We start from the raw sequence: 19,220 nt of genomic DNA, 5'->3' as shown, positions 1-19,220 counted from the left end.
GACCAAGAAGCGTCGGCTGGGACAAGCAACGCTGGCTTATTGCCACGGCCGGGAAGCGATCGCACTTGCAAGTTTACCCATTCACCGACAAATCGATTAGAATGGTCGGCAAGTCTTGCTTTGTTTTCTCGATAGCTGCACGCTTATGAATCGTTTACTCTTGCTTGCGACAACGCTCCTATGGGGAGTCTTGCCATGGTCCACCTCGTGCCAAGCTCAAGAGGAGGGAGCGGTGGAACTTCCAGCCGAGCCGGCTTTCTGGATCAACTCGCCACCATTAAGCAACAGCATGCTGGATGGAAAAGGAGTTCTGCTGTGGTATTTCGAGGAGTCCTGTCCGCGGTGTCGCGCAAAGTGGCCTGAGATGTATGAGTTGGCGGCGGCATATTCCGATCGACCAGTGATCTTTGTCGCAGTTAGCAGTGGTACCGAGCGTGCACAAGTCATGAAGTATGCAAATGACGTAAAGCTCAAATGGCCTGTCCTGCTGGACCCCCTCCGTACTTTCGAAGCAGCGAGCGGTGTGGGAGAGATCAGTCTGCAGAATATTCATCAGGTAGCGATCATTGATGGTAACGGAAACTTTCGTCGTTCCAACTGGAACGATTTAAAGGCGGCCACGGAACAGGCATTGGTTGGGGCTCAGTGGAAGATCGACCCGAAGAACATCTCGCCCGAGGTGAAACCTGCGTGGCAGTTCATTGAGTTTGGCGAGTACAGCCGCAGCGTGCCATTGTTGAAGGCCTTGGGACGCGGAAAATCTGATGAAGCTCGTCAATCGATTATTACTCTCAAAACATTTCTCGATGAACAACTGCAGGCAGAAGTTGACCAGTTTAACGCAATGGACGAATCACTGACATGGAAGCGATACAAGACTGCTTTGGCTATCACGCAACGTTACTCTGGGATGGAGTTGCCTAAAGAATTCCTCAAACTAGGCAGCGATCTGCACAAAGATAAACAAGTACGAGCCGAACTAGCGGCCGCTCAGCAGTTGAAAAAACTGCAAGCTCAAGTTCAGAAGGCAACCAGTCGTGAATCCGCGGCCAAGTTGATCAACGCTTTTATCGCTCGGAATGAGAACACAGAGGCTGCGGAACAAGCGGCCGCTTGGCTGACAAACCAATAACCATGACTTGTTTTTGAACAAGTTGATATCGCACAACTTGATTTATGAGACTCTTATGAAGATGAATAGCTTATGCTTCGCCGCACGCGTTGGGCTTCTAAGAATACGCAAGGCAATGTTGCTCGGTTGCCTTATGCTGCTGGGATCTGTCAGCGGGGGAATAAACGTTTTCGCTGAGGAACTTTCGAAGCTTGCAGAGATTCCCTACTGCACACCGCATGCGGCGCGGCAGGTGCTGGATATTTATGCTCCAGAGAATGCGAAGAGTCTCCCTGTCGTATTCTGGATTCATGGTGGTGGCTGGCATGCTGGTGACAAATCGGACATCCAGCTCAAGCCGCAGATGTTCTGCCAACAAGGCTTTGTCTTTGTGTCGACCAATTACCGATTGCTGCCCGAAGTTGACATGCGGACGCTGATTCAAGATGTCGCTAAGTCCCTAGGTTGGGTGCACGCGAACATCAAGTCACAAGGAGGCGATCCCAATCGGATCTTTGTCATGGGGCATTCTGCAGGTGCGCAGTTAGCCGCGATCCTAGCGACCGATCATCGCTACTTGGAAGCCGAAGGTGTGCCCATCAGTGCACTCAGAGGCTGTGTGCCTGTCGATGGAGACACCTATGATATTCCAGCCATGATCGCGACAGCCGAGATGCGACAGACGTTTCATGGGCTTCCGCTTCCAGAGAACGGTCATCGCGTGAAATTTGGCAACGATCCCAAGCTGCACATTGATTTCTCAGCGGTGACTTATGTGAAGAGCGATCGAGGGATTCCTCCATTTTTCGTCTTATACGTCGCAGGTCATCCCGACGTCACCGCTCAGGCCAAGCGGCTGTTGAATAGTTTGCAATCCGCGGGAGTTCCAGCAGTCGATTTCGGCGTTCGCGAGACAACTCATTCGCAAATCAATGCCCGCCTTGGCGAGCCCGACGACGAAGCAACGCGAGCTCTCCTCGATTTTGTAGACAAATATCGAGGAGCTTAAAGGGGCTAAGGCAGGTTTGCGGTTCGTAGATGTTCGGCGATTTCAAATGCAATTTCTAAGGCTTGCTCGTAGTTCAAACGTGGGTCGACCTGCGTTTGATAGCAGGACTCCAGATCGCTTTCGGTCAAGCCAGCGCTGCCGCCCGTGCATTCGGTGACGTTTTCGCCGGTGAGCTCCAAATGAGCGCCGCTGAGATGCGAGTCGCAGCTTTCGTGGACTTCAAAGGCCAGCCGAAGCTCTTCACAGATATCTTCGAAACGCCGTGTCTTGCGGCCTTGGCTAGTAGGGATCGTATTGGCATGCATCGGGTCGCAGATCCATAAGACATTCAGCCCGTCACGCTTGGTTGCTTCTATCAATGGAGGCAATGCGGTGCCAATTCTGCTGGCACCCATACGATGAATCAACGTCAGTCGACCAGGTATGTTTTCGGGATTGAGCACACTGATCAAATCTAGCAATTGATCGGGAGTCACCGACGAACCAACCTTTACACCCAACGGATTGCGAATCCCGCGAGCATACTCAACATGCGCCCCATCCAATGCACGCGTGCGTTCGCCAATCCAAGGCATGTGAGTCGATAAATTGTAGTAGCCAGTGCCACGGACGCTGCTGCGTGTAAGAGCAGACTCGTAGGCCAAATGCAACGCTTCGTGCGACACAAAGAAGTCGACGCGCGAGAACTCTTTGGGGTTGGCTCCAGCGATGTTCTCCATAAAGGTTAGCGAACTGCCGATTGATTCCACGAGTTTGTTGTAACGCATCGCGACTTCGGCAGTCGCTTTTTCCACGAACGTCAAGTTCCAGTTTTCTGGATGATGCAGATCTGCAAAACCGCCTTCGCTTAAGCCCCGGATAAAATTCATCGTCAAGGCGGATCGTTCGTAGCCACGCAGCAGCTTCATCGGATCGGCGCGGCGCGATTCGGGCGTAAATGCGTTCTCGTTGACAATATCGCCACGATAGGCTGGCAGAGTGATTCCGTCACGAGTCTCGGTGTCGCTTGAACGAGGTTTGCAATATTGACCTGCCATGCGACCCAAGCGGACGATGCGACGTCGACCGCCAAAGACAATCGCTAGCGACATTTGCAGCAGCACTTTTAGCTTGCTGGCAATCGGCTCAGATTGGCATGACTCGAAGGTTTCCGCGCAGTCGCCGCCTTGCAGCAGCCAAGCTTCGCCGCGGTGCACAGCTTCCAATTGACGCTGCAAATTGTCCACTTCCCAGCTTGTGACCAGCGGCGGAAGCCGGCGTAATTGGCTGAGCACATCCTCCAATTGGACAGGGTCTTCGTAAGTTGGTTGCTGGACAATGGTCTTGGTTTGCCAGCTATTTGGGGTCCAAGTTGAAAGCATTCGGTGTGTGCGGCGGAATCGCGATAACAGTAATAAATGGCAGGTACGCCCGGTGTCGGGACAGCGTAGCCCGCTTGTTCTACGACGGGACACAGGGGGCCAGTGGGCGTTTTTACCAGCGAAAAGCGTAGTAGACAGCCGTTCTGAACGCCAGGTTCACCGAAACGTTAGCTAGTATGATAGTACAAAACAGAAATTTGGCGAACGGCTTCTTCACATCAATCTGCTCAGCAAATGCCAATAGTTCAGCTCACTTTGGCCGATAATTTGCTTACAAACGCAGTTGCAGTTAACTTAAATGCTACGATTGGCTGCAACCTGCCTCCCTCCAAGCTTTGGTTCGATTTTTTACTTCGCCTTCCATACCTGGCCATGATCCCCTACCGCCCCGGATTTTTATCGTCCATGCTTTGCCTGCCCAAAAGAGTTTTCACGGCGTTGGCAATTGCCGCTAGCTACTGTGCGTATCCAGCGCCCGCTGTCGCGGAACCCTGGCCACAATTGCGAGGGCTTCATCGCGCTGGTCTCAGCGGCGAACATCGCATTTTTAGCAGGATTCGAGAGCGAGAGCCGGAACTGCAATGGAACGCCGAAGGGGTGGGCAGCGGCTATTCCAGCGTTGCAATTGCCGACGGCCAATTGCTAACCACAGGCAATCGAAACGGAGTACAAGTTGTCTCGGCGATCCATGTCGCCGATGGCACGATCGCTTGGCAGCAACCCATTACCTCCGATATACCGCGACATGATTACGCGGGAGCTCGGTCGACTCCGACCATCGATGGCGATCATCTCTATGTCTGCGGTTCCAATGGCAGTATCCACTGTTTGAATCGCAGTAATGGTCAATCCGTTTGGGCCAGACAGTACTCGGATTGGAATGGCAAGATGATGAGCGGTTGGGGGTTTTCCGAATCGCCTCTGGTCGATGGTGATTTCGTGTTGTGTACTCCAGGTGCTGATAACAAAGTCATCGTGGCTTTGAATAAGTTCACTGGTGAAGAGGTTTGGGCCGCCGCCATCCCAACGCCTCAGCAAGATCCCTTTGAGCGAGACTTGCGCGAAGGCGCGGGTTACTCGTCGATCATGGTCAGTCATGGCGGCGGGGTCAAACAGTATGTTTCCTTGGTCGGCCGCGGCGTGATCGGAGTTCGGGCAACCGACGGGCAGGTGCTGTGGCGGTACACGCGGGTCGGAAACACCGTGGCGAATATTCCGACGGTCTTGATCGATGGCGATTTCGTCTTCTGCTCCACCGCCTACGATACGGGCTCTGCTCTACTGAGGCTGGTTAGTGCAGGCGATGGTCAAGTGAATGTCCAAGAGCAGTATTTCTTGCCGGCAAATCATTTACAGAACAAGCATGGCGGGATGGTGCTGGTCGATGGATATGTCTATTGCGGACATGGAAACGGGAGCGGGCTGCCCATTTGCGTACAGTTGCAAACGGGCAAAGTCGCTTGGGGACCGGTGCGAGGCGCTGGACGCGGCGAAGCCTCGGTCGCTTACGCCGATGGCGTGGTTGTGTTTCGCTTTGAGGACGGCGTTGTTTCGTTTGTTAAAGCAACGCCCGACAAGTATGAAGTCTTGCGCAGCTTCACACCGGCCACCCAGAAAGACAAATCATGGGCTTACCCGGCGATATCCGATGGTAGACTATACCTGCGAGAACAGAATCACGTCATGAGTTACAAGCTGCCCTAAACTTCCGGACTGGAAACCGGTTCGCGATGAGAGGGGGACTCGTACAACACCACGATCAGCACATCCGATGCACTGAAGGACCCCACATGCGAGCCCGGCGTTTGTGAGGCGATGTTGCCCGTGATCGAGATGACGTTGATCTGACTGGATTCGATCCATTGGTTGATTTCGTCTTCCAGCGGATGTAATTCGCTTTCGATGCTCTTAAAGATCTTAATTTTCTGCATTTCAATTACCATTCGTACAAAATCGGTTGTTGCCTAGCGATGACATCGCCCCAAACCAAATACCATTCTAATTACTATTTGCATTTAAACCCACTGGACAACTGCGTGGTTGCCACCCGACCCCTTGCCGCAGAGGCTTGCATTGAAGTTTTCAATGAGCAACCTGTGGCTGCTCGCCAAGCAATCGCGCCCGGGCACAAGGTGGCGATTACAAAAATTGCCCAAGGCGAACCGGTGATCAAATATGGTTGGCCGATCGGCATCGCAACACAAAATATTGTGCCGGGCGATTGGATTCATAGCCATAATCTTCGAAACGACCATCATGTCGATCTTAACGCTTGGCTGGCCAGCAGCGCCGCTAGCGACGTCCCCAGTTATGGCGAACGAACTTTTGAAGGCTTTCGCCGACCCAATGGCAAAGTGGGGACACGCAACTATATTGCGGTGATCTCGACCGTCAACTGCTCGGCCTCGGTCGCGCGCTGGTCAGCCTCACGTTTTATCGATGATCGATTGGCTCAGTTTCCTAATGTGGATGGCGTGATTGCGATACGCCATGAGACGGGCTGCGGCATGGCCTATGAAGGGCAAAAGCATAAGATGCTCGAACGTGTGTTATCGGGCATTGCTGGCCATGCCAATATCGGAGGCGCGGTCGTTATTGGATTGGGCTGCGAGCAAGCAACGACAGCTCACTTAATCGATTACACCAAGCTTGTGCAGATCAGCCCGCCGGGCAAACACGGCTCCCGTTTTGATGAGTCCAGTATTCCGACATTAAACATCCAGCAAGCCGGTGGAACTCGAGCCGCCATCGAAGCGATTGATCAAGCGATTGTCGCGATGCTTCCCAGGGTGAATGCAGCGCAGCGAACGGCAGAATCGATAAGCGAGCTTTGCGTGGGTTTAAAGTGTGGTGGATCGGATGGTTATTCGGGGATCACGGCCAATCCAGCGCTGGGTTATGCATCCGACTTGATTGTTGCCGCCGGTGGCACGACGGTGCTGGGAGAGACGACGGAAATTTACGGGGCCGAACATTTGCTAATGCGGCGGGCTAGGAGTAAAGCGACTGCTGACAAGCTGCAAGCCAAGCTTGATTGGTGGCAATGGTATACAGGATTGTTTGGTGAAGAGATCGATCACAATCCATCGACGGGGAATAAAACCGGAGGACTAACGACGATCGCGGAAAAATCGTTGGGTGCGGTGTCGAAAAGCGGATCGAGTGTGCTGGAAGACGTGATTGAGTACGCTGCTCCCGTAACGACGAAAGGTTTAGTGCTGATGGATTCACCGGGGTTTGATCCCGCTTGTGTTACTGGCATGATGGCGTCGGGCTGTAACGTTGTTGCATTTACGACGGGGCGAGGGAGTTGCTTTGGGAGCAAGCCTGTGCCTAGTTTGAAAATTACTACCAACAGTTTGCTTTACCAGCGCATGCCGGAAGATATGGATTTTGATTCAGGTCGGATGTTAAGCGACCAGACTTTGCAAGAAAATGGATATGCGTTATTTGAAGAGTTGATCGCCGTTGCATCTGGCAAGAAGACCAAGAGCGAAATTTTGGGCTACGGCGACGACGAGTTCATCCCCTGGACCGTAGGCGCTGTGTTGTAGTTCACAATGACAAAGAATGTAAAGGTTGATGCGTACTTGGAAGCGTCCAAGGCGTGGAAGGGCGAGCTAAAAAAGCTGCGGGAAATTGCATTGAGTTGCGGGCTCTCCGAAGAATGGAAATGGAACATTCCCGTCTATACGCTGCAAAATCGAAATGTCGTTGCTATCAGTGAGTTAAAAGCATGCTGCGTGCTGAGCTTCTTCAAGGGAGCATTGCTGAAAGACACGCATGGTATCTTGACCAAGCCTGGTGAAAACTCACGCGCAGCTCGTGTGATTCGGTTTACGAATATTGAAAAGATCAACGAATTGCAAGCGTCGCTTCAGCTTTATATCCAAGAGGCCATCCAGATTGAGCAAGACGGACTGGCCGTGGACTTTAATGAGGGTGCGGCAATCGCTATTCCTCAGGAGTTGCAGGCTGCGTTCAGCGAGTCGCCAGAGCTACAGCAGGCGTTTGAAACGTTGACACCTGGTAGACAGCGGGCCTACTTGCTTTACTTTACATCGGCCAAGCAGTCCGCAACGCGCATTGCAAGAATCCAAAAATATGCGCCACAGATCATGGATGGCAAAGGCATGAACGACTGCACTTGTGGATTATCCAAGAAGCTTCCCGCTTGCGATGGGTCCCACAAGAGTATTGTTTCCTGAGCCCAGCCTCGATCTATTTGCAGCACGTCGTGAATGCGAAGTAAAGCCTTAGCACACCAATCCTATTGCGAAGTCTGGGCACAAGGCCCAGCTTCGCTTCGATGCTTGCACCACAGCGCGAGCCAAATCCCACTGGCTTGTCCAGTGGATCGTTGGGTTTCTCGCTACACGACAGAGGCCGCCATAGCCTGCAGAATCCCACCGGCTCGTCCGGTGGATTGTTCGGCTTCTTGCTGTGCAGTAACCACCTCTAGCAAGAAACGGAAGGATCTCCTGGGCAAGCCAGGAGCATTAGCGTTAAAGAGGTTGTATGGTCGTAAGCATGTAGCGAGAAACGTAACTATCTCCCGGGCAAGCCGGGAGCATTTGAAAGACAGAGGATTAAGGCGCTTCGTTCTGAGATCGCGAGTTCAGGGCGACCGTTGGGCTTGCCCCAACGCGTCGCAATAGGATTGGTGTGCTAAGTTCTACGTGGCTCGTCGACGTCGATGCCACATACCGCCAAATCCGGCGCAGGCAAGTAGTGCTAAACTTGCAGGCTCGGGAACCGCGTGGATCACTCCTATGCCCAGTCCAACGCCCAATCGAAAGTCAAAGCCGCCGCTGGTGCCGCTGCCCAGCCAAGTGTCGAGAATGGGATTGCCTAAACTGTCGAGAAACGCTCCGTTGCCAGGTATATCAAATAGTCGAACGTATTGAATGTTGTTCAGGTCCAATAGGCCGCTGAGCACCAACGCGTGCGACGAAAGCTCATCTAAATCAAACGGAGTTCCAAAGCCAGCGGCATGCTTGCCTGCCAAGTTATAAACTTGCGTCACGTCAAAACCGGAAAACGCGCTGCCAAAACCGCCGGGCAATGCAGATGTGTTCGAGCTGATACTTGCGAAGCGCGCAAAGTCGGTGCCATTGGTAGAGACGTCAACATAAGCGAACTCCGCAAACAAGCCAGGAACACCATCGGAGTTAACGCCAAAGTTAAACCCATTTTCAAATACAGCAAAGTCGTGCCCTGCACCATTGCGAATGCCTGTTGGGAATTTCACCGTCAGGTAGCCTGGTGAATCGCCTCTGGTGATCTGCGTCTCATCAAGATCGCCTAGACTGTTGAAGCCCCCTGTTTGGTTGATCGTGGTGCTCCCGCGTGGGGCGAAATAAGTTCGAGTCGGATCAATGAAATTCGCCCATTCTTGAAAGCGACTATCCGTGGCGGCTATCGCTGGATCAATCGGATGAGTGGTGTCGGTGGGGCCAGAAAATATTCCAGCCAACGCTGGGCGTATACAGGCGAATGGAAAGCAAACGAACAAACAGGACAGCAAGAACCTATGAGCGAACAAACGGGACATAATAAGGGATCCATCTGGGATGAAAGCCGAGCTGCCGTAGGTGCATACAATCTCCCTCATCACGTATGCTACAACAAACGCAATGTCTCCGAACGATGAAACCGTTCGCTATCTAGGTGAGCGTAAGACGTCCAGCAACTGAAAGGATCATCAACGGCGTACTGCGAATATTGCACTGGCAATCCGCACGTTGCAGCAATCGCCCCAATCCAGGAGGGCACTCAATCGCCTAGCTCGAGGTAGGTCTTCTGACTCACCATCTGATCGTCGCCCACAGCCTTCTCATCTGTTTCAACAACAGACAATGGCTCAATCCAAAGAAAGGAGCAATGATAGCGATCGTGTAAAGATCGCCGATGGCACACAGCGGCCGGACCGTCCCGGAATTGTTCTCGTTATGAAAACGCACCGGAGTTCCCTGTTCACTTGGTTGAAGTTTCAACACAAGTCACCTCGAACGGCCGCAAGTTTATCGAGACAATATTCGGCGTCAATCTCAGAAATCAGAAACTTTCCCATGCGAGCTTGACGGCGTTTCCTACCTAATTCGAACGCAGTGTGCAGTTGAAGCTATATAGTTGTCATGTGATAAACCGTGCCCCATTCGTGACTGTGCTTTGTTAGAATAGTTCAATTCATCAGAGCCCAAGAGATACACGGTAGGTTGAATAGCATATGTTGGATTTCAAATTCGAATTTGAGCATCCAGTCTTCCTGTGGCTGCTGGCAGTCATTCCGATACTCTGGTTTACTGCCCGCAACAGTTTATTTCCTTGGTCGGTTTGGCAGTCGCGAGTATCTCTGCTTCTCAGAAGCTTGTTGGTGGCACTAGTTGTGTTCTGCTTGAGCGGCATACAATTGGAGAAAGAACCGCCAGACATCGGGGTGTATTTTGTCTTGGATCAATCGGGCAGTTTAACTCAAGAACAGCGGCGAGCAGTGATTGATTTGGCCGCGTCAATGCAACAGCAGCATCAACGTGATTTTCTGGGTGATTCGACTGGAGTCGTCGTCTTTGGTCGAAATGCGATGATTGAGGAACCGCTGGATCAAATGACGTTGGTTGGACAGCGGAAGGAGATCCAAATGGACCAATCAGCAACTAATTTGTCCGACGCGATCTCATTGGCTGCCGCATCCTTTACAAACCAAGGCAACAAACGAATCGTTCTGATCACTGACGGCAAAGAAACGGAAGGACAGGTACTGTCGAGCTTGCCAGCTGTCCTTACACGTGGGCTTGATATTGATGTCTTAGCAATTCCGACGCATGCTCTTGAAGATGTCGCGGTCACGCGGGTGGACGCCCCTGCCGAAATGCGAGTCGCGGCGCCTTTTGATGTCTCTGTTTGGTTAGAGCATCAGCTTCAGGACCGAAGCGATCCTTCCGTGAATCATGGACGGCTACAAGTCGTATTAGAATCCGGTGCCGCCAAGCGCATCGTGCTGGACGAAGAAGTCTCATTGGTGCCGGGTGAAAACTTGATTCGTTTTCGACAGTCGGGACTAAACGCCGGCGTACACTCCTTTACCGCCACGTTTATTCCGCAAGATGCAGAGAGAGATTATTTTAAGCAGAACAATACTTCGTCAGCCTTTATCACAGTCAACGGAGCTGGACGAATTCTTTGGGTCGTGCCCTCCGGCTATACCGATGAATACAAATTCCTCATGGACGAGCTTGAGCAAGCGCAGATTGAGGTCGTGGTTCGCGACGAATCTTACCCATTTAGTGATCTGACTGATCTCGCCGCATACGATGCCGTCATCCTCGCCAACGTCGCGAGAGTCGACTCGCAAATGGAAGGCGAAGTCAATTTCTCCGATGACCAGATCAAGAGTTTGGTCAGTAGCGTTCGCGATTTTGGTTCTGGGCTGTTGATGTTTGGGGGTGAGAATAGCTTCGGTGCGGGTGGCTGGAGCAATACATTATTGGAAGACGCGATGCCCGTGAGTTTCCAAGTGAAAAACGATCAAGTGAACGCAGTAGGCGCCTTAGCATTAGTCATTGATAAATCCGGCTCGATGGCAAATGAAAAGATCGCTATCTGCCGAGTTGCTGCTCGAAGCGCCTGTCAAATGTTGGGAGAAAGCGACTATATAGGCATCTACGCATTTGATGATGGGCTTCAGTCGGTGGTACCGATGCAGAAAGTTGGAACTTCGATCAATGCAATTTCACAGCGAATTGGTGCACTTGCGGCATCAGGCGGTACCAATATGGAGCCCGCTCTTCGGAAGGCTTATGAAGATCTTCGTAATGCTCCAGCAGCGACGAAGCATTTGTTGCTGCTGACCGATGGACAATCATATGGATCGGGCTATCAGCAGTTGGCTGCTCAAATGCAAGCGGAGGGTATTACGACAACGGCGGTCGCAATTGGTACCGATGCAGATCTCCAATTGCTTAGCGCAATAGCGAACGCGGGACAAGGTAATTTTTATAGACCTACATCGCTACGCGCTGTACCTCGCATCTTTATGAAGGAAACCCGTAAAATATTGCGGCCTCTCCTCTTCGAGCAAAAGGAGGGGATCAATGTCCAGCGGACTGGCGGGCATGAAATCTTGCCTGTTGGCAAGGTGAATGTTCCACCCATCACAGGCTATGTGCTAACGACGCTCAAGGATAACCCACTGGTTGAATTGTTGTTAGCCGCAGACCAACCTTCATCGCCAAACAATAGCGTTTTGACTGCATGGCAATACGGTGCGGGTAGGTCCATTGCATTTACGACGGATTTAGGCAAAAGATGGGCGTCACAATGGAGTCAAACGCCGGAATTTCGAGCACTTTTCTTGCAGATGTGTCGTTGGGCGATGAGGCCCTCTCGCGACGATCGAAACTACTTCACCTCAACTCAACTGCAAGGTAATACCATCACGGTGATGATGCGTGTACTTGATCAAAGCGGAGAGTTGGTCAATGGACTGGAGTTTGACGGTCTAATAAAGAATCTTGGCGGTTCGACCCCCAGCAGCATTGGGTTCTCACAGAGCGGGCCGGGCGTCTACACCGCCAAACATTTGCTTCAGGACACCGGCAATTACTTTGTTGCAATTTCGCCAACCGATTCTCGAGCCGTGATCCGAACCGGATTTAGTTTCACCAACAGTGAGGAATACAAGGTTCGTGAGAGCAATCGACGTTTGCTGTTTCAACTAGCAGGCTACCAATCGAACCGCTCGGCAAATAACGGTCACGAAACGGTGCTCGATAATTATGTAGAACTACCGGTGGAGGTAAGTGAATGGGGCAGTCAGTTTGTACCCAATGCTTATCGTCCGACCATCTCCAGGTCAACTGCCACGGTGTCTATTTGGCCGATGTGTGTATTGCTCACCGCGATACTCTTTGTGCTGGATGTTGCGGTTCGGCGAATTGCTTGGTACCCAGCAATAAAGCGATCTCGCTCGGTCTTAATCGCAGGCGACTCTGTTGCGGCATCACCGATATCGAATCGCGACCGGGAACACAACAGCGCGATGGCACACACGTTTGAAACACACGACCTGACCGAGTTCCATGATGTACCACAGGTCGAATCCTCTCGCCACATCCGATCACTGGGAAATAAGGGGATCGATGAAACTCCAAGCTCGCAACTAACTTATACAGAACGTCTTTTGAGGGCAAAGAAACAAAAACAGCAGGACGTTGAGCCGAAATAGAAGTACTAGGTCTACTGCCTTCTTGCACTACAGCTTGAATGCGCTTCGGATGATGCGATCGTACAGTTTGCCAATACCAAGACTTCGTACCCACAGTGCGGCTTCCTCCTGCGGCTTGGTTACGCGGTATCGAAGATTGCTCTTAGGCTGGCCAAGGACTGCCATGACCTTGCTGGCCACATGATCGGCTGATAAACCAGACGCTTCGAACTTTGCGGCGTTTTCCAAACAACGGTGAAAGGAAGGCCAATAGGGGGAGTCGATGGAGCACTGCTGGGCGACTTGGCGATTGGCGGTAAACGAAGTCTTCAAATCTCCCGGTTCGATCAAGTTGATCTGTATACCAAAGCCCTCGACCTCAAAGCGCAAGGCTTCACAATATGCTTCCAACGCAAACTTACTTGCTGAATAGAACGCTTGGTAAGGCAGCGGTAGCAACCCAGCGAGCGAGCCGACGACCACAATCTGCCCCGAACCAGCCGATCGCATCGCAGGTAGGACCGCTTGATTGACTCGAACCGCACCCCAAAAGTTCGTTTCAAACTGTTGTTTGGCTTCCTCCAGCGTTGTTTCTTCCACTGGACCAGCCAACGCATAACCGGCGCAGTAAACTAAAACATCGATCCGCCCTTGCTGATCAAGGACCTGCCCAATGCCGTCCGACACCGACAAGTCGCAGGTCACATCCAGCGGCAAGTGAGTTACTGCTGCCACGGGTTGCTGAGGGGGGCGGCGGCTTGCGGAGTAGACGTGAAAATGCTGCAAAGTTTTGAGTCGCGTTACACACGCCAACCCAACGCCGGACGAACCTCCAACAACTAACGCGACACGATGGTCTGGCGGGACGCTGCTCATAGCCGATAAATGATTGACCTAAATCCGGATGCGATACACGAGGCGAGTACAGTCCCAAAATCAACTCCAAGAGGGATGAAAAGGGGTTTTGCACAGGCAGTATACAACCGTTGCAAGTGCAGGCTGTGTCAATCAGTTCGGACCAAGCAAAAGCAAAGTGTCCTATTGAAGTGCGACTGAGGGCCCGGCACCGGTCGTAGGCTCTTCTCTTAGCGACAAGACGTAGTTCACCAAGTCCCAGATCTCGTCGGTAGTCAGCCCTTGGCCGTCCGCGCCTTGCTTGAGCGTCGCGGCAGGCATGGGGGAACCGGCAATTCCATGTCGAATTCGATGATAGACAGCCTCCGCATCGCGACCGCCGCGTAGTTTGCCTTCGATCAAGTTGCGCGGCATAAGCGGTTGCGGCGGCAAAGCTCCACTGACCAGGAATGGCAACTGCTCATCTCGGTTTTTCGGATCAACGTTGATGGCCGTCGTCCATTCTTTCGTCCAGTCATCGTAATCGGGGATCTGCTGGCCGATGCCATTGCCAGTTGGGCCGTGGCATTTGGCGCAAGCGGCTGTTTCAGTCGCAAACACTATCTTACCTCGTTCGATCGATGCAGCGAGCGCTTCGGCGTCGACTTCATCCCCGGAAATCCCAACGACAAATGTTTCTTCGGGTTCGTCTGCCTCTTCGACGTCATCGGCCGCATCAGTCCAACTCTCAGCGATTTCCAGCAGTTCGTCTTCAGCTTCTTCGACTTGGTCCTTGTAGGACTCTTCCGTGTAAGTTTCGTCTTTGAATGTTGACCCAATACGTGAGCGATCAAAAAGCGGTTCGTCTGGTTCTACATCGTAAGCAGCGTTCATCAACAGCTTCCTTTCCAATTCACCACGAATCGAAAGATAAACCACATAGTCAATGATTGCGTTGAGCTGCTTTTCAGATAGCTTTTCAAAGCGAGGCATCTGTGTGCCTTCCAAGCCATGAACAAGGATATGCTTTAGGTCTTCTTTCGTCGGCTTGCCACTGCGAGAAGTCGTCTTGTACTTGTAAATCCCCCGGCGGAAATCGCGTGGGTAAGGATTCTGCGACGCGGCCACAACTCCACGCCCCTGCCCCGTCTCACCATGGCAAGTGGCGCATTGTTGACGGAATAAACCCGTCTCGCCCGCTTCAGCAGTCAGCGGTGCGGGACCCGCGGCCATCTGCAGGCTTTCCAGCGAGATTAGTTCCTTCAGGCTATCTTCTTTTTCAAACAGCGGCGGCAGCTTCGGCTGGTCGGGCGTTCCAAACCACTCTTCGACAAGCCGATTGACATCGGCCAGGAACTTGTCGGTCTCAACATCCTCGCGCATCGCCATTACTTTGGCGTAGACATAATTCGGCTCGAAAGATCGCGGAGTGTCTGTGGAGACATGCTGTTCGCAACCTGATGAGCTCAACAAGGCGATCGCCGGTAACGCGATCACACCCAAGAAACGCAAGTGCCCAAAACGCAGCGATGAAACCATAAGTTGATCTTTAATAAATCGTTGAACAAATAAATCGTTGAACAGTGGAATGAGGGCTAACGACGAACCTCAAGGCAGGCTTGCCGGACCGGTGCAGTGCTGGCAACCGGCCCAAGGCGTCGATAGCCAAGCACCTTGGATACCAACTCCGAAATTTTAACGACATCTGCAACATTTGTCAGGGCTTCGCCTGCCAGTCGCCTGGGATTGCAAGCTGTCTGGGACGATTTGCCGCTTATCGCTGCAAACGATTGGGCCTGTCCTCATCAACCGCCGAGCGTGGCAGGTTGGCAACACGTGTGCTGGCATCTGACGGAATCGCACGCAGCACTACCAGTTCCTGGCGGCTTAAAAACCGTGTGAATTGAAGCACGGGGACCAAACTGGTCGGGGCCGCTGCGTTGCGAACTTCGCTGGACCAAAGTTCTTGGATCAAACTGGCATCGCCTTTAGATAGGATCAAGCGAGCGTGCGGTAGTTGGAGATGTTCCAAGGCAACTCGCTGCCAACCATCAGGCTGGTTCCCATCCGCTTGGCCTCTGCTGATCTCGCGAATCGGATGGCCCAAATAGTAGACCCAGCTTGGATCAAGCGTACCGACGGCTAGCCAGGGGGCGGGCTGGTCATCCAGCGTCGCACGGTCCGCCGTGGATACCGCGATGAGTTGATCTAAGTCGAATCGATATTGACTAACAATCGCCGGAGCTACGCCTAGGCAAGTACCTACGAGCAGGACGCAAGCCAACGCAAACTGAAAGGTATGGTTGATGGAGCTAGCTGGGGCGTTGTGAGCAGAACGCCGAGTTGATCGGTAAAGTGTCACGGCTGGCCATAGCAACAGCAGTGGGGCTAAGGCACAAAGCATCAGCTTCGGTATGGCAAATCGAAGGCTCGCATAAGTGATTGCAATGCTCAAGCCGATACCGAACAGCAGCATCACGCCCGAGGCTGTGAGCGTCATTGCACGGCCCAGTCGAAGTCGCCCGCAGTGCCAATCGCAAAAAAATCCCGCTGTGAGTAACGCAGCCGCCGGATAGCACGTCGTGATGTAGCTTGGCAACTTCGTACCTGCGCACGTAAACGCAGCCACGGTGATCGCAATCCACAGAACACTTAGCTGCACCCAAGCAGAATGGGCACTGCGATAAGCGTGAGTCACCGTCCAACCAACAATTGGCAGCAATAGCAACGACCAAGGGAATACACCAAAGAGCATAGCGATCGGGTAGTACCAAATGCCACCGGAATGACCCTCCATCGACGACACAGCTCGCTGGACATTATGTTCAACGAAGAAGCCGTATAGCCATTGCCCATCAGTTCTAACGCCTACCCAAACATACCAGGGGAGCGAGATCAGGAGCACGATGGCCAAGCCGCTAAAGAGTTGTAACTGTCGTGCGGATTGCCAAGCGATCGCAAACGCGGTGCGCATGCGACTGGACAGCCATTGGAACCAACCGCTAGGCCGCTGCAGCAATTCCAAGCAGGTCTTCCACCACACTTGGTGCTCGACGGGAATAGTCTCTGAGGAGGTGACGCTGGATTGCCAATTTTGAAGAAAGTGCCACACACAAATGACGGTCAGGGGGATGACCAAGCCCACTGGGCCTTTCGCCAAAACGGCACATCCAAGAGCGACGTAGCCCAACCGCGTTGCCGTGCTCGATTTTCGATGATCGTCCGCAATCATGCGGCCATGAGCTAGCAGCAGGATGCCAATGGTGGTCGAAGCGATTAGCGCTGCATCCGGCGTTGCCGCGCGAGCAGCAACCACAAACATGAGGCAGCTAGCCAGAACCACCGCGGCCCATGTGCCAAACTCCGATGCCACATGGCGACGCCCAAAGAGATATAACGCTATGACCGAAAGCGTTGCGCAAGAGGCCGAGCCGAAGCGGGCTGCAAATTCACTGACGCCGAACACCGCATAGCTGGCGATCTGCATCCAATACAGCAGAATCGGTTTGTGCGTGCGAAGTTCGTCGTTGAACATCGGTACGATCCAATCGTGGCGGGCCATCATTTCGACGGCGCAGCGTGCGTTTCGCGGTTCATCTCGATCCCACAAACGCGGGCTGCCCAAACCAAACCAGAGCGTCCACAGCAATGCTCCCGCGATAAAGGCGGCTTCCCATCGATATGCAATCCCTAGCAAAGCGGGAAATTGGCGAAGAACGCTTTGGGGCGGTGACGGGCTATTGGAAGGTGTTGGCTGATGGTTCGGAAACGGCATCCATGCGGTTCCTTGAAAATTGGGCGGAAAGGCGGCCAGTTGGACGAGCCGATCATAGAAAAACGCCGCTGCCGTCGACAGACCGAAACCGAGGGGAACTTCGCAAATTAACGTCTTTACCTATTCTACTGTGTTTCCTTAAACTGATCGCTGCGGACCCCTTTCCGCTGGATTCCTCCCTTTTTGCTCATTAGAACAACGATCATGCCCATCTACGAGTACTACTGTAAGCCGTGCCACACGATCTTCAATTTCTATGCACGTTCGACCAGCACCGACAAAAAGCCGAAGTGCCCGAAATGCGGATTCAAGAAACTGGACAAACAAGTCTCACGATTCGCTATCTCTAAAGGCCTAAAGGAATCCGATCAAAAGGGACCTGAAGATCCCTTTGAAAATATGGATGAATCGAAAATGGAATCGATCATGGCCGAAATGGCATCGGTCATGGGGGACGACGAAGGCCAAGGGGGCGAAGAAGATCCACGGAAAATGGCTGCCGTCATGAAGAAGTTCTTCGATGCCACGGGTATGAAACCCAACGACACTATGATGGAAGCGATCCGCCGAATGGAGTCAGGTGAAGATCCCGACAAGATCGATGAGGAACTGGGCGATGCGATGGACGCCGATGATCCGTTTGCTTCCGAAAGTGGTACGCTGACGCAACGTTTGCGACGCATGATGGATCGCCCCAATATCGATCCTGAACTGTACGACTTATAGGATTGCCCGTTACGATCGGCTATTACTCAGCAGGCAGGCAGCTTTGCCAATAATCTGCACGCATCGCTTCCGCATTTAAATCGGTATACATAAAGACGTGCCGATGGGTGTTTTCTGGCGGTGTAAAAACTTGTTGCACGGTGGCCATTGATGGATTGAGCATGGCTTGGACCAATGCCAAGTCCCACATGATTCGCGAAGTATCGTTCGGGCAGTGCTCGTTCCATTTTTGAGTTAAGTATGCACCGTAGCTACCGAGCTTCTTATGTCGTTCGAACGTGGAATCGCGATCGAAGGTGAAAGGCAGGCACGTGGTGGCTGGCATGATGTGCAATTCCACGTCGGGATGATTCAGCAGAAAGTCGGCGGCATTCAAATCGCGACGAATGTTGAATTCGGATTTATTCCAGATTCGCACTTTGCTGTCATAGCGAAAGCCCATGAGATAGACTTTGAGAAGCGGGGCGATTTCCGGAGCGAGCTTGATAGCGCTGGCGAGATTGGTCGACGCGCCGATGCAAGCGACGCTCAATTTTTGGCCCTCGGGCAGTTCCTTCGCAGACTTGATGATCATTTGTGCCGCTGGACTGTTTTGAGGTTCCTCGCCGCCCCAAGGCTTACCCATTGGAAATTCAGCTCCGAGAATGGCCGGGATATCCGTACGGCCAGCCAATCGCAACAGGTCTTCATTGATTTTTTGGCTGGCCTGCACCGACTTGGGATCACCCAGATGGTGCAACCACTGCGCTGAGTTCAATGCGATGACGCGGTATTGATTTTGATGGAGCAGCCGAGTGATTGCATACTGGTCGTCGATTTCGTTGGCCGTGTCTGCATCGAGAATCAGTGGCGGGAGGGCTGACTGTTGAGCTAGGCACGCGGTGGGCACTCCTAACAGTATCGACAGAGCGAAAATCACCAAACGCTTCATGGGGTAAATCTTCAAAAGGCGAGTAGGAAGTAGTTTTTCTAGCGTCTAAGGCGCGGTACCTGAAGCATGATAGTATGGGCAGCAACCGGCACAAACCAAAGTGTTTTTAACGCTGCATGTTGAGGATTTTGGAAAAGTTGCCGCAGGAGCTGGGCTCAGAGTCGGCTCAAATGGCGGGTCGGCGCAGAACGAAACGTCGATCGTCATAATTTTTACGTCTTGCCAGCCAACGTCGGGCCTGCTAAAATTCCGCCCCTTGCAAATGGCA

The 19,220-nt window shown here is 52.6% G+C and carries 14 protein-coding genes and 1 riboswitch; of the genes, 7 read left to right on the top strand and 7 right to left on the bottom strand.

Annotated features, from left to right (window positions below; genetic code table 11):
* Window positions 1-145: 145 nt before the first annotated feature.
* Together SH302x_RS25965 and SH302x_RS25960 are read left to right on the top strand one after the other, a co-directional pair.
* Window positions 146-1,132 carry a TlpA family protein disulfide reductase gene (locus SH302x_RS25965; protein WP_479365950.1) on the top strand — a complete coding sequence of 329 codons (987 nt, stop codon included), beginning with the start codon at window positions 146-148 and terminating at the stop codon, window positions 1,130-1,132.
* A gap of 55 nt (window positions 1,133-1,187) precedes the next feature.
* Window positions 1,188-2,120, top strand: a complete 933-nt coding sequence (locus SH302x_RS25960; protein WP_479365949.1) for an alpha/beta hydrolase — start codon at window positions 1,188-1,190, stop codon at window positions 2,118-2,120.
* Window positions 2,121-2,125: 5 nt separating this feature from the next.
* On the opposite strand, the gene SH302x_RS25955 is transcribed toward SH302x_RS25960, so the two are convergent.
* Window positions 2,126-3,481 carry a class II 3-deoxy-7-phosphoheptulonate synthase gene (locus SH302x_RS25955; RefSeq protein ID WP_479365948.1) on the bottom strand — a complete coding sequence of 452 codons (1,356 nt, stop codon included), beginning with the start codon at window positions 3,479-3,481 and terminating at the stop codon, window positions 2,126-2,128.
* A gap of 405 nt (window positions 3,482-3,886) precedes the next feature.
* On the opposite strand from SH302x_RS25955, the gene SH302x_RS25950 reads away from it, so the two are divergent.
* Entirely contained in the window at window positions 3,887-5,185 is a 1,299-nt protein-coding gene (locus SH302x_RS25950) for an outer membrane protein assembly factor BamB family protein (protein WP_479365947.1), read from the top strand.
* Here the strand turns inward: SH302x_RS25950 and SH302x_RS25945 are convergent.
* Window positions 5,182-5,412, bottom strand: coding sequence for a hypothetical protein (locus SH302x_RS25945; RefSeq protein ID WP_479365946.1), 231 nt, complete (start codon window positions 5,410-5,412; stop codon window positions 5,182-5,184). The two genes, SH302x_RS25950 and SH302x_RS25945, sit on opposite strands and share 4 nt — an antisense overlap.
* Before the next feature lie 39 nt (window positions 5,413-5,451).
* On the opposite strand from SH302x_RS25945, the gene SH302x_RS25940 reads away from it, so the two are divergent.
* Window positions 5,452-7,035, top strand: a complete 1,584-nt coding sequence (locus tag SH302x_RS25940; RefSeq protein WP_479365944.1) for a UxaA family hydrolase — start codon at window positions 5,452-5,454, stop codon at window positions 7,033-7,035.
* A gap of 6 nt (window positions 7,036-7,041) precedes the next feature.
* The gene (locus tag SH302x_RS25935) at window positions 7,042-7,689 is read left to right on the top strand and encodes a YdeI/OmpD-associated family protein (protein WP_479365942.1); all 648 of its coding nucleotides are present in this window, start codon (window positions 7,042-7,044) and stop codon (window positions 7,687-7,689) included.
* Between the two features lie 467 nt (window positions 7,690-8,156).
* Here the strand turns inward: SH302x_RS25935 and SH302x_RS25930 are convergent, their stop codons facing one another.
* On the bottom strand, window positions 8,157-9,035 hold the full coding sequence (locus tag SH302x_RS25930) for a PEP-CTERM sorting domain-containing protein (protein ID WP_479365941.1): 879 nt from the start codon (window positions 9,033-9,035) through the stop codon (window positions 8,157-8,159).
* Between the two features lie 221 nt (window positions 9,036-9,256).
* Window positions 9,257-9,506: riboswitch (cobalamin riboswitch) on the bottom strand.
* A gap of 204 nt (window positions 9,507-9,710) precedes the next feature.
* On the opposite strand from SH302x_RS25930, the gene SH302x_RS25925 reads away from it, so the two are divergent.
* Window positions 9,711-12,707 carry a VWA domain-containing protein gene (locus SH302x_RS25925; protein ID WP_479365940.1) on the top strand — a complete coding sequence of 999 codons (2,997 nt, stop codon included), beginning with the start codon at window positions 9,711-9,713 and terminating at the stop codon, window positions 12,705-12,707.
* A gap of 27 nt (window positions 12,708-12,734) precedes the next feature.
* On the opposite strand, the gene SH302x_RS25920 is transcribed toward SH302x_RS25925, so the two are convergent.
* The 3 genes from SH302x_RS25920 to SH302x_RS25910 form a co-directional block, all read right to left on the bottom strand.
* A complete protein-coding gene (locus SH302x_RS25920; protein ID WP_479365938.1) occupies window positions 12,735-13,562 on the bottom strand; it encodes an SDR family oxidoreductase in 828 nt (275 codons plus the stop codon).
* A gap of 162 nt (window positions 13,563-13,724) precedes the next feature.
* Window positions 13,725-15,059 (bottom strand): c-type cytochrome, encoded by a 1,335-nt coding sequence (locus SH302x_RS25915; protein WP_479365936.1) that lies wholly within the window; start codon window positions 15,057-15,059, stop codon window positions 13,725-13,727.
* 235 nt (window positions 15,060-15,294) lie between these two features.
* Window positions 15,295-17,295, bottom strand: a complete 2,001-nt coding sequence (locus tag SH302x_RS25910) for an ArnT family glycosyltransferase (RefSeq protein WP_479365934.1) — start codon at window positions 17,293-17,295, stop codon at window positions 15,295-15,297.
* A gap of 204 nt (window positions 17,296-17,499) precedes the next feature.
* On the opposite strand from SH302x_RS25910, the gene SH302x_RS25905 reads away from it, so the two are divergent.
* Complete coding sequence (locus SH302x_RS25905; protein ID WP_479365933.1) at window positions 17,500-18,021, top strand: FmdB family zinc ribbon protein; 522 nt, start codon at window positions 17,500-17,502, stop codon at window positions 18,019-18,021.
* A 22-nt stretch (window positions 18,022-18,043) separates the two neighbouring features.
* Here the strand turns inward: SH302x_RS25905 and SH302x_RS25900 are convergent, their stop codons facing one another.
* The gene (locus tag SH302x_RS25900; RefSeq protein ID WP_479365931.1) at window positions 18,044-18,952 is read right to left on the bottom strand and encodes a nucleoside hydrolase; all 909 of its coding nucleotides are present in this window, start codon (window positions 18,950-18,952) and stop codon (window positions 18,044-18,046) included.
* Window positions 18,953-19,220 lie beyond the last annotated feature (268 nt).

Source organism: Njordella calcicola (genome assembly GCF_056494125.1).
The sequence above is the reverse complement of the archived record's forward strand: the minus strand, read 5'-3'. Positions and strand labels throughout refer to the sequence as shown.

Bases quoted from the DNA above. Each gene is read 5' to 3' on its own strand.
- SH302x_RS25960 (WP_479365949.1), top strand. From the start codon at position 1,188: ATGAAGATGAATAGCTTATGCTTCGCCGCACGCGTTGGGCTTCTAAGA.
- SH302x_RS25935 (WP_479365942.1), top strand. From the start codon at position 7,042: ATGACAAAGAATGTAAAGGTTGATGCGTACTTGGAAGCGTCCAAGGCG.
- SH302x_RS25950 (WP_479365947.1), top strand. From the start codon at position 3,887: ATGCTTTGCCTGCCCAAAAGAGTTTTCACGGCGTTGGCAATTGCCGCT.
- SH302x_RS25955 (WP_479365948.1), bottom strand. From the start codon at position 3,481: ATGCTTTCAACTTGGACCCCAAATAGCTGGCAAACCAAGACCATTGTC.
- SH302x_RS25925 (WP_479365940.1), top strand. From the start codon at position 9,711: ATGTTGGATTTCAAATTCGAATTTGAGCATCCAGTCTTCCTGTGGCTG.
- SH302x_RS25910 (WP_479365934.1), bottom strand. From the start codon at position 17,295: ATGCCGTTTCCGAACCATCAGCCAACACCTTCCAATAGCCCGTCACCG.
- SH302x_RS25915 (WP_479365936.1), bottom strand. From the start codon at position 15,059: ATGGTTTCATCGCTGCGTTTTGGGCACTTGCGTTTCTTGGGTGTGATC.
- SH302x_RS25920 (WP_479365938.1), bottom strand. From the start codon at position 13,562: ATGAGCAGCGTCCCGCCAGACCATCGTGTCGCGTTAGTTGTTGGAGGT.
- SH302x_RS25900 (WP_479365931.1), bottom strand. From the start codon at position 18,952: ATGAAGCGTTTGGTGATTTTCGCTCTGTCGATACTGTTAGGAGTGCCC.
- SH302x_RS25905 (WP_479365933.1), top strand. From the start codon at position 17,500: ATGCCCATCTACGAGTACTACTGTAAGCCGTGCCACACGATCTTCAAT.
- SH302x_RS25965 (WP_479365950.1), top strand. From the start codon at position 146: ATGAATCGTTTACTCTTGCTTGCGACAACGCTCCTATGGGGAGTCTTG.
- SH302x_RS25940 (WP_479365944.1), top strand. From the start codon at position 5,452: ATGACATCGCCCCAAACCAAATACCATTCTAATTACTATTTGCATTTA.
- SH302x_RS25945 (WP_479365946.1), bottom strand. From the start codon at position 5,412: ATGCAGAAAATTAAGATCTTTAAGAGCATCGAAAGCGAATTACATCCG.
- SH302x_RS25930 (WP_479365941.1), bottom strand. From the start codon at position 9,035: ATGTCCCGTTTGTTCGCTCATAGGTTCTTGCTGTCCTGTTTGTTCGTT.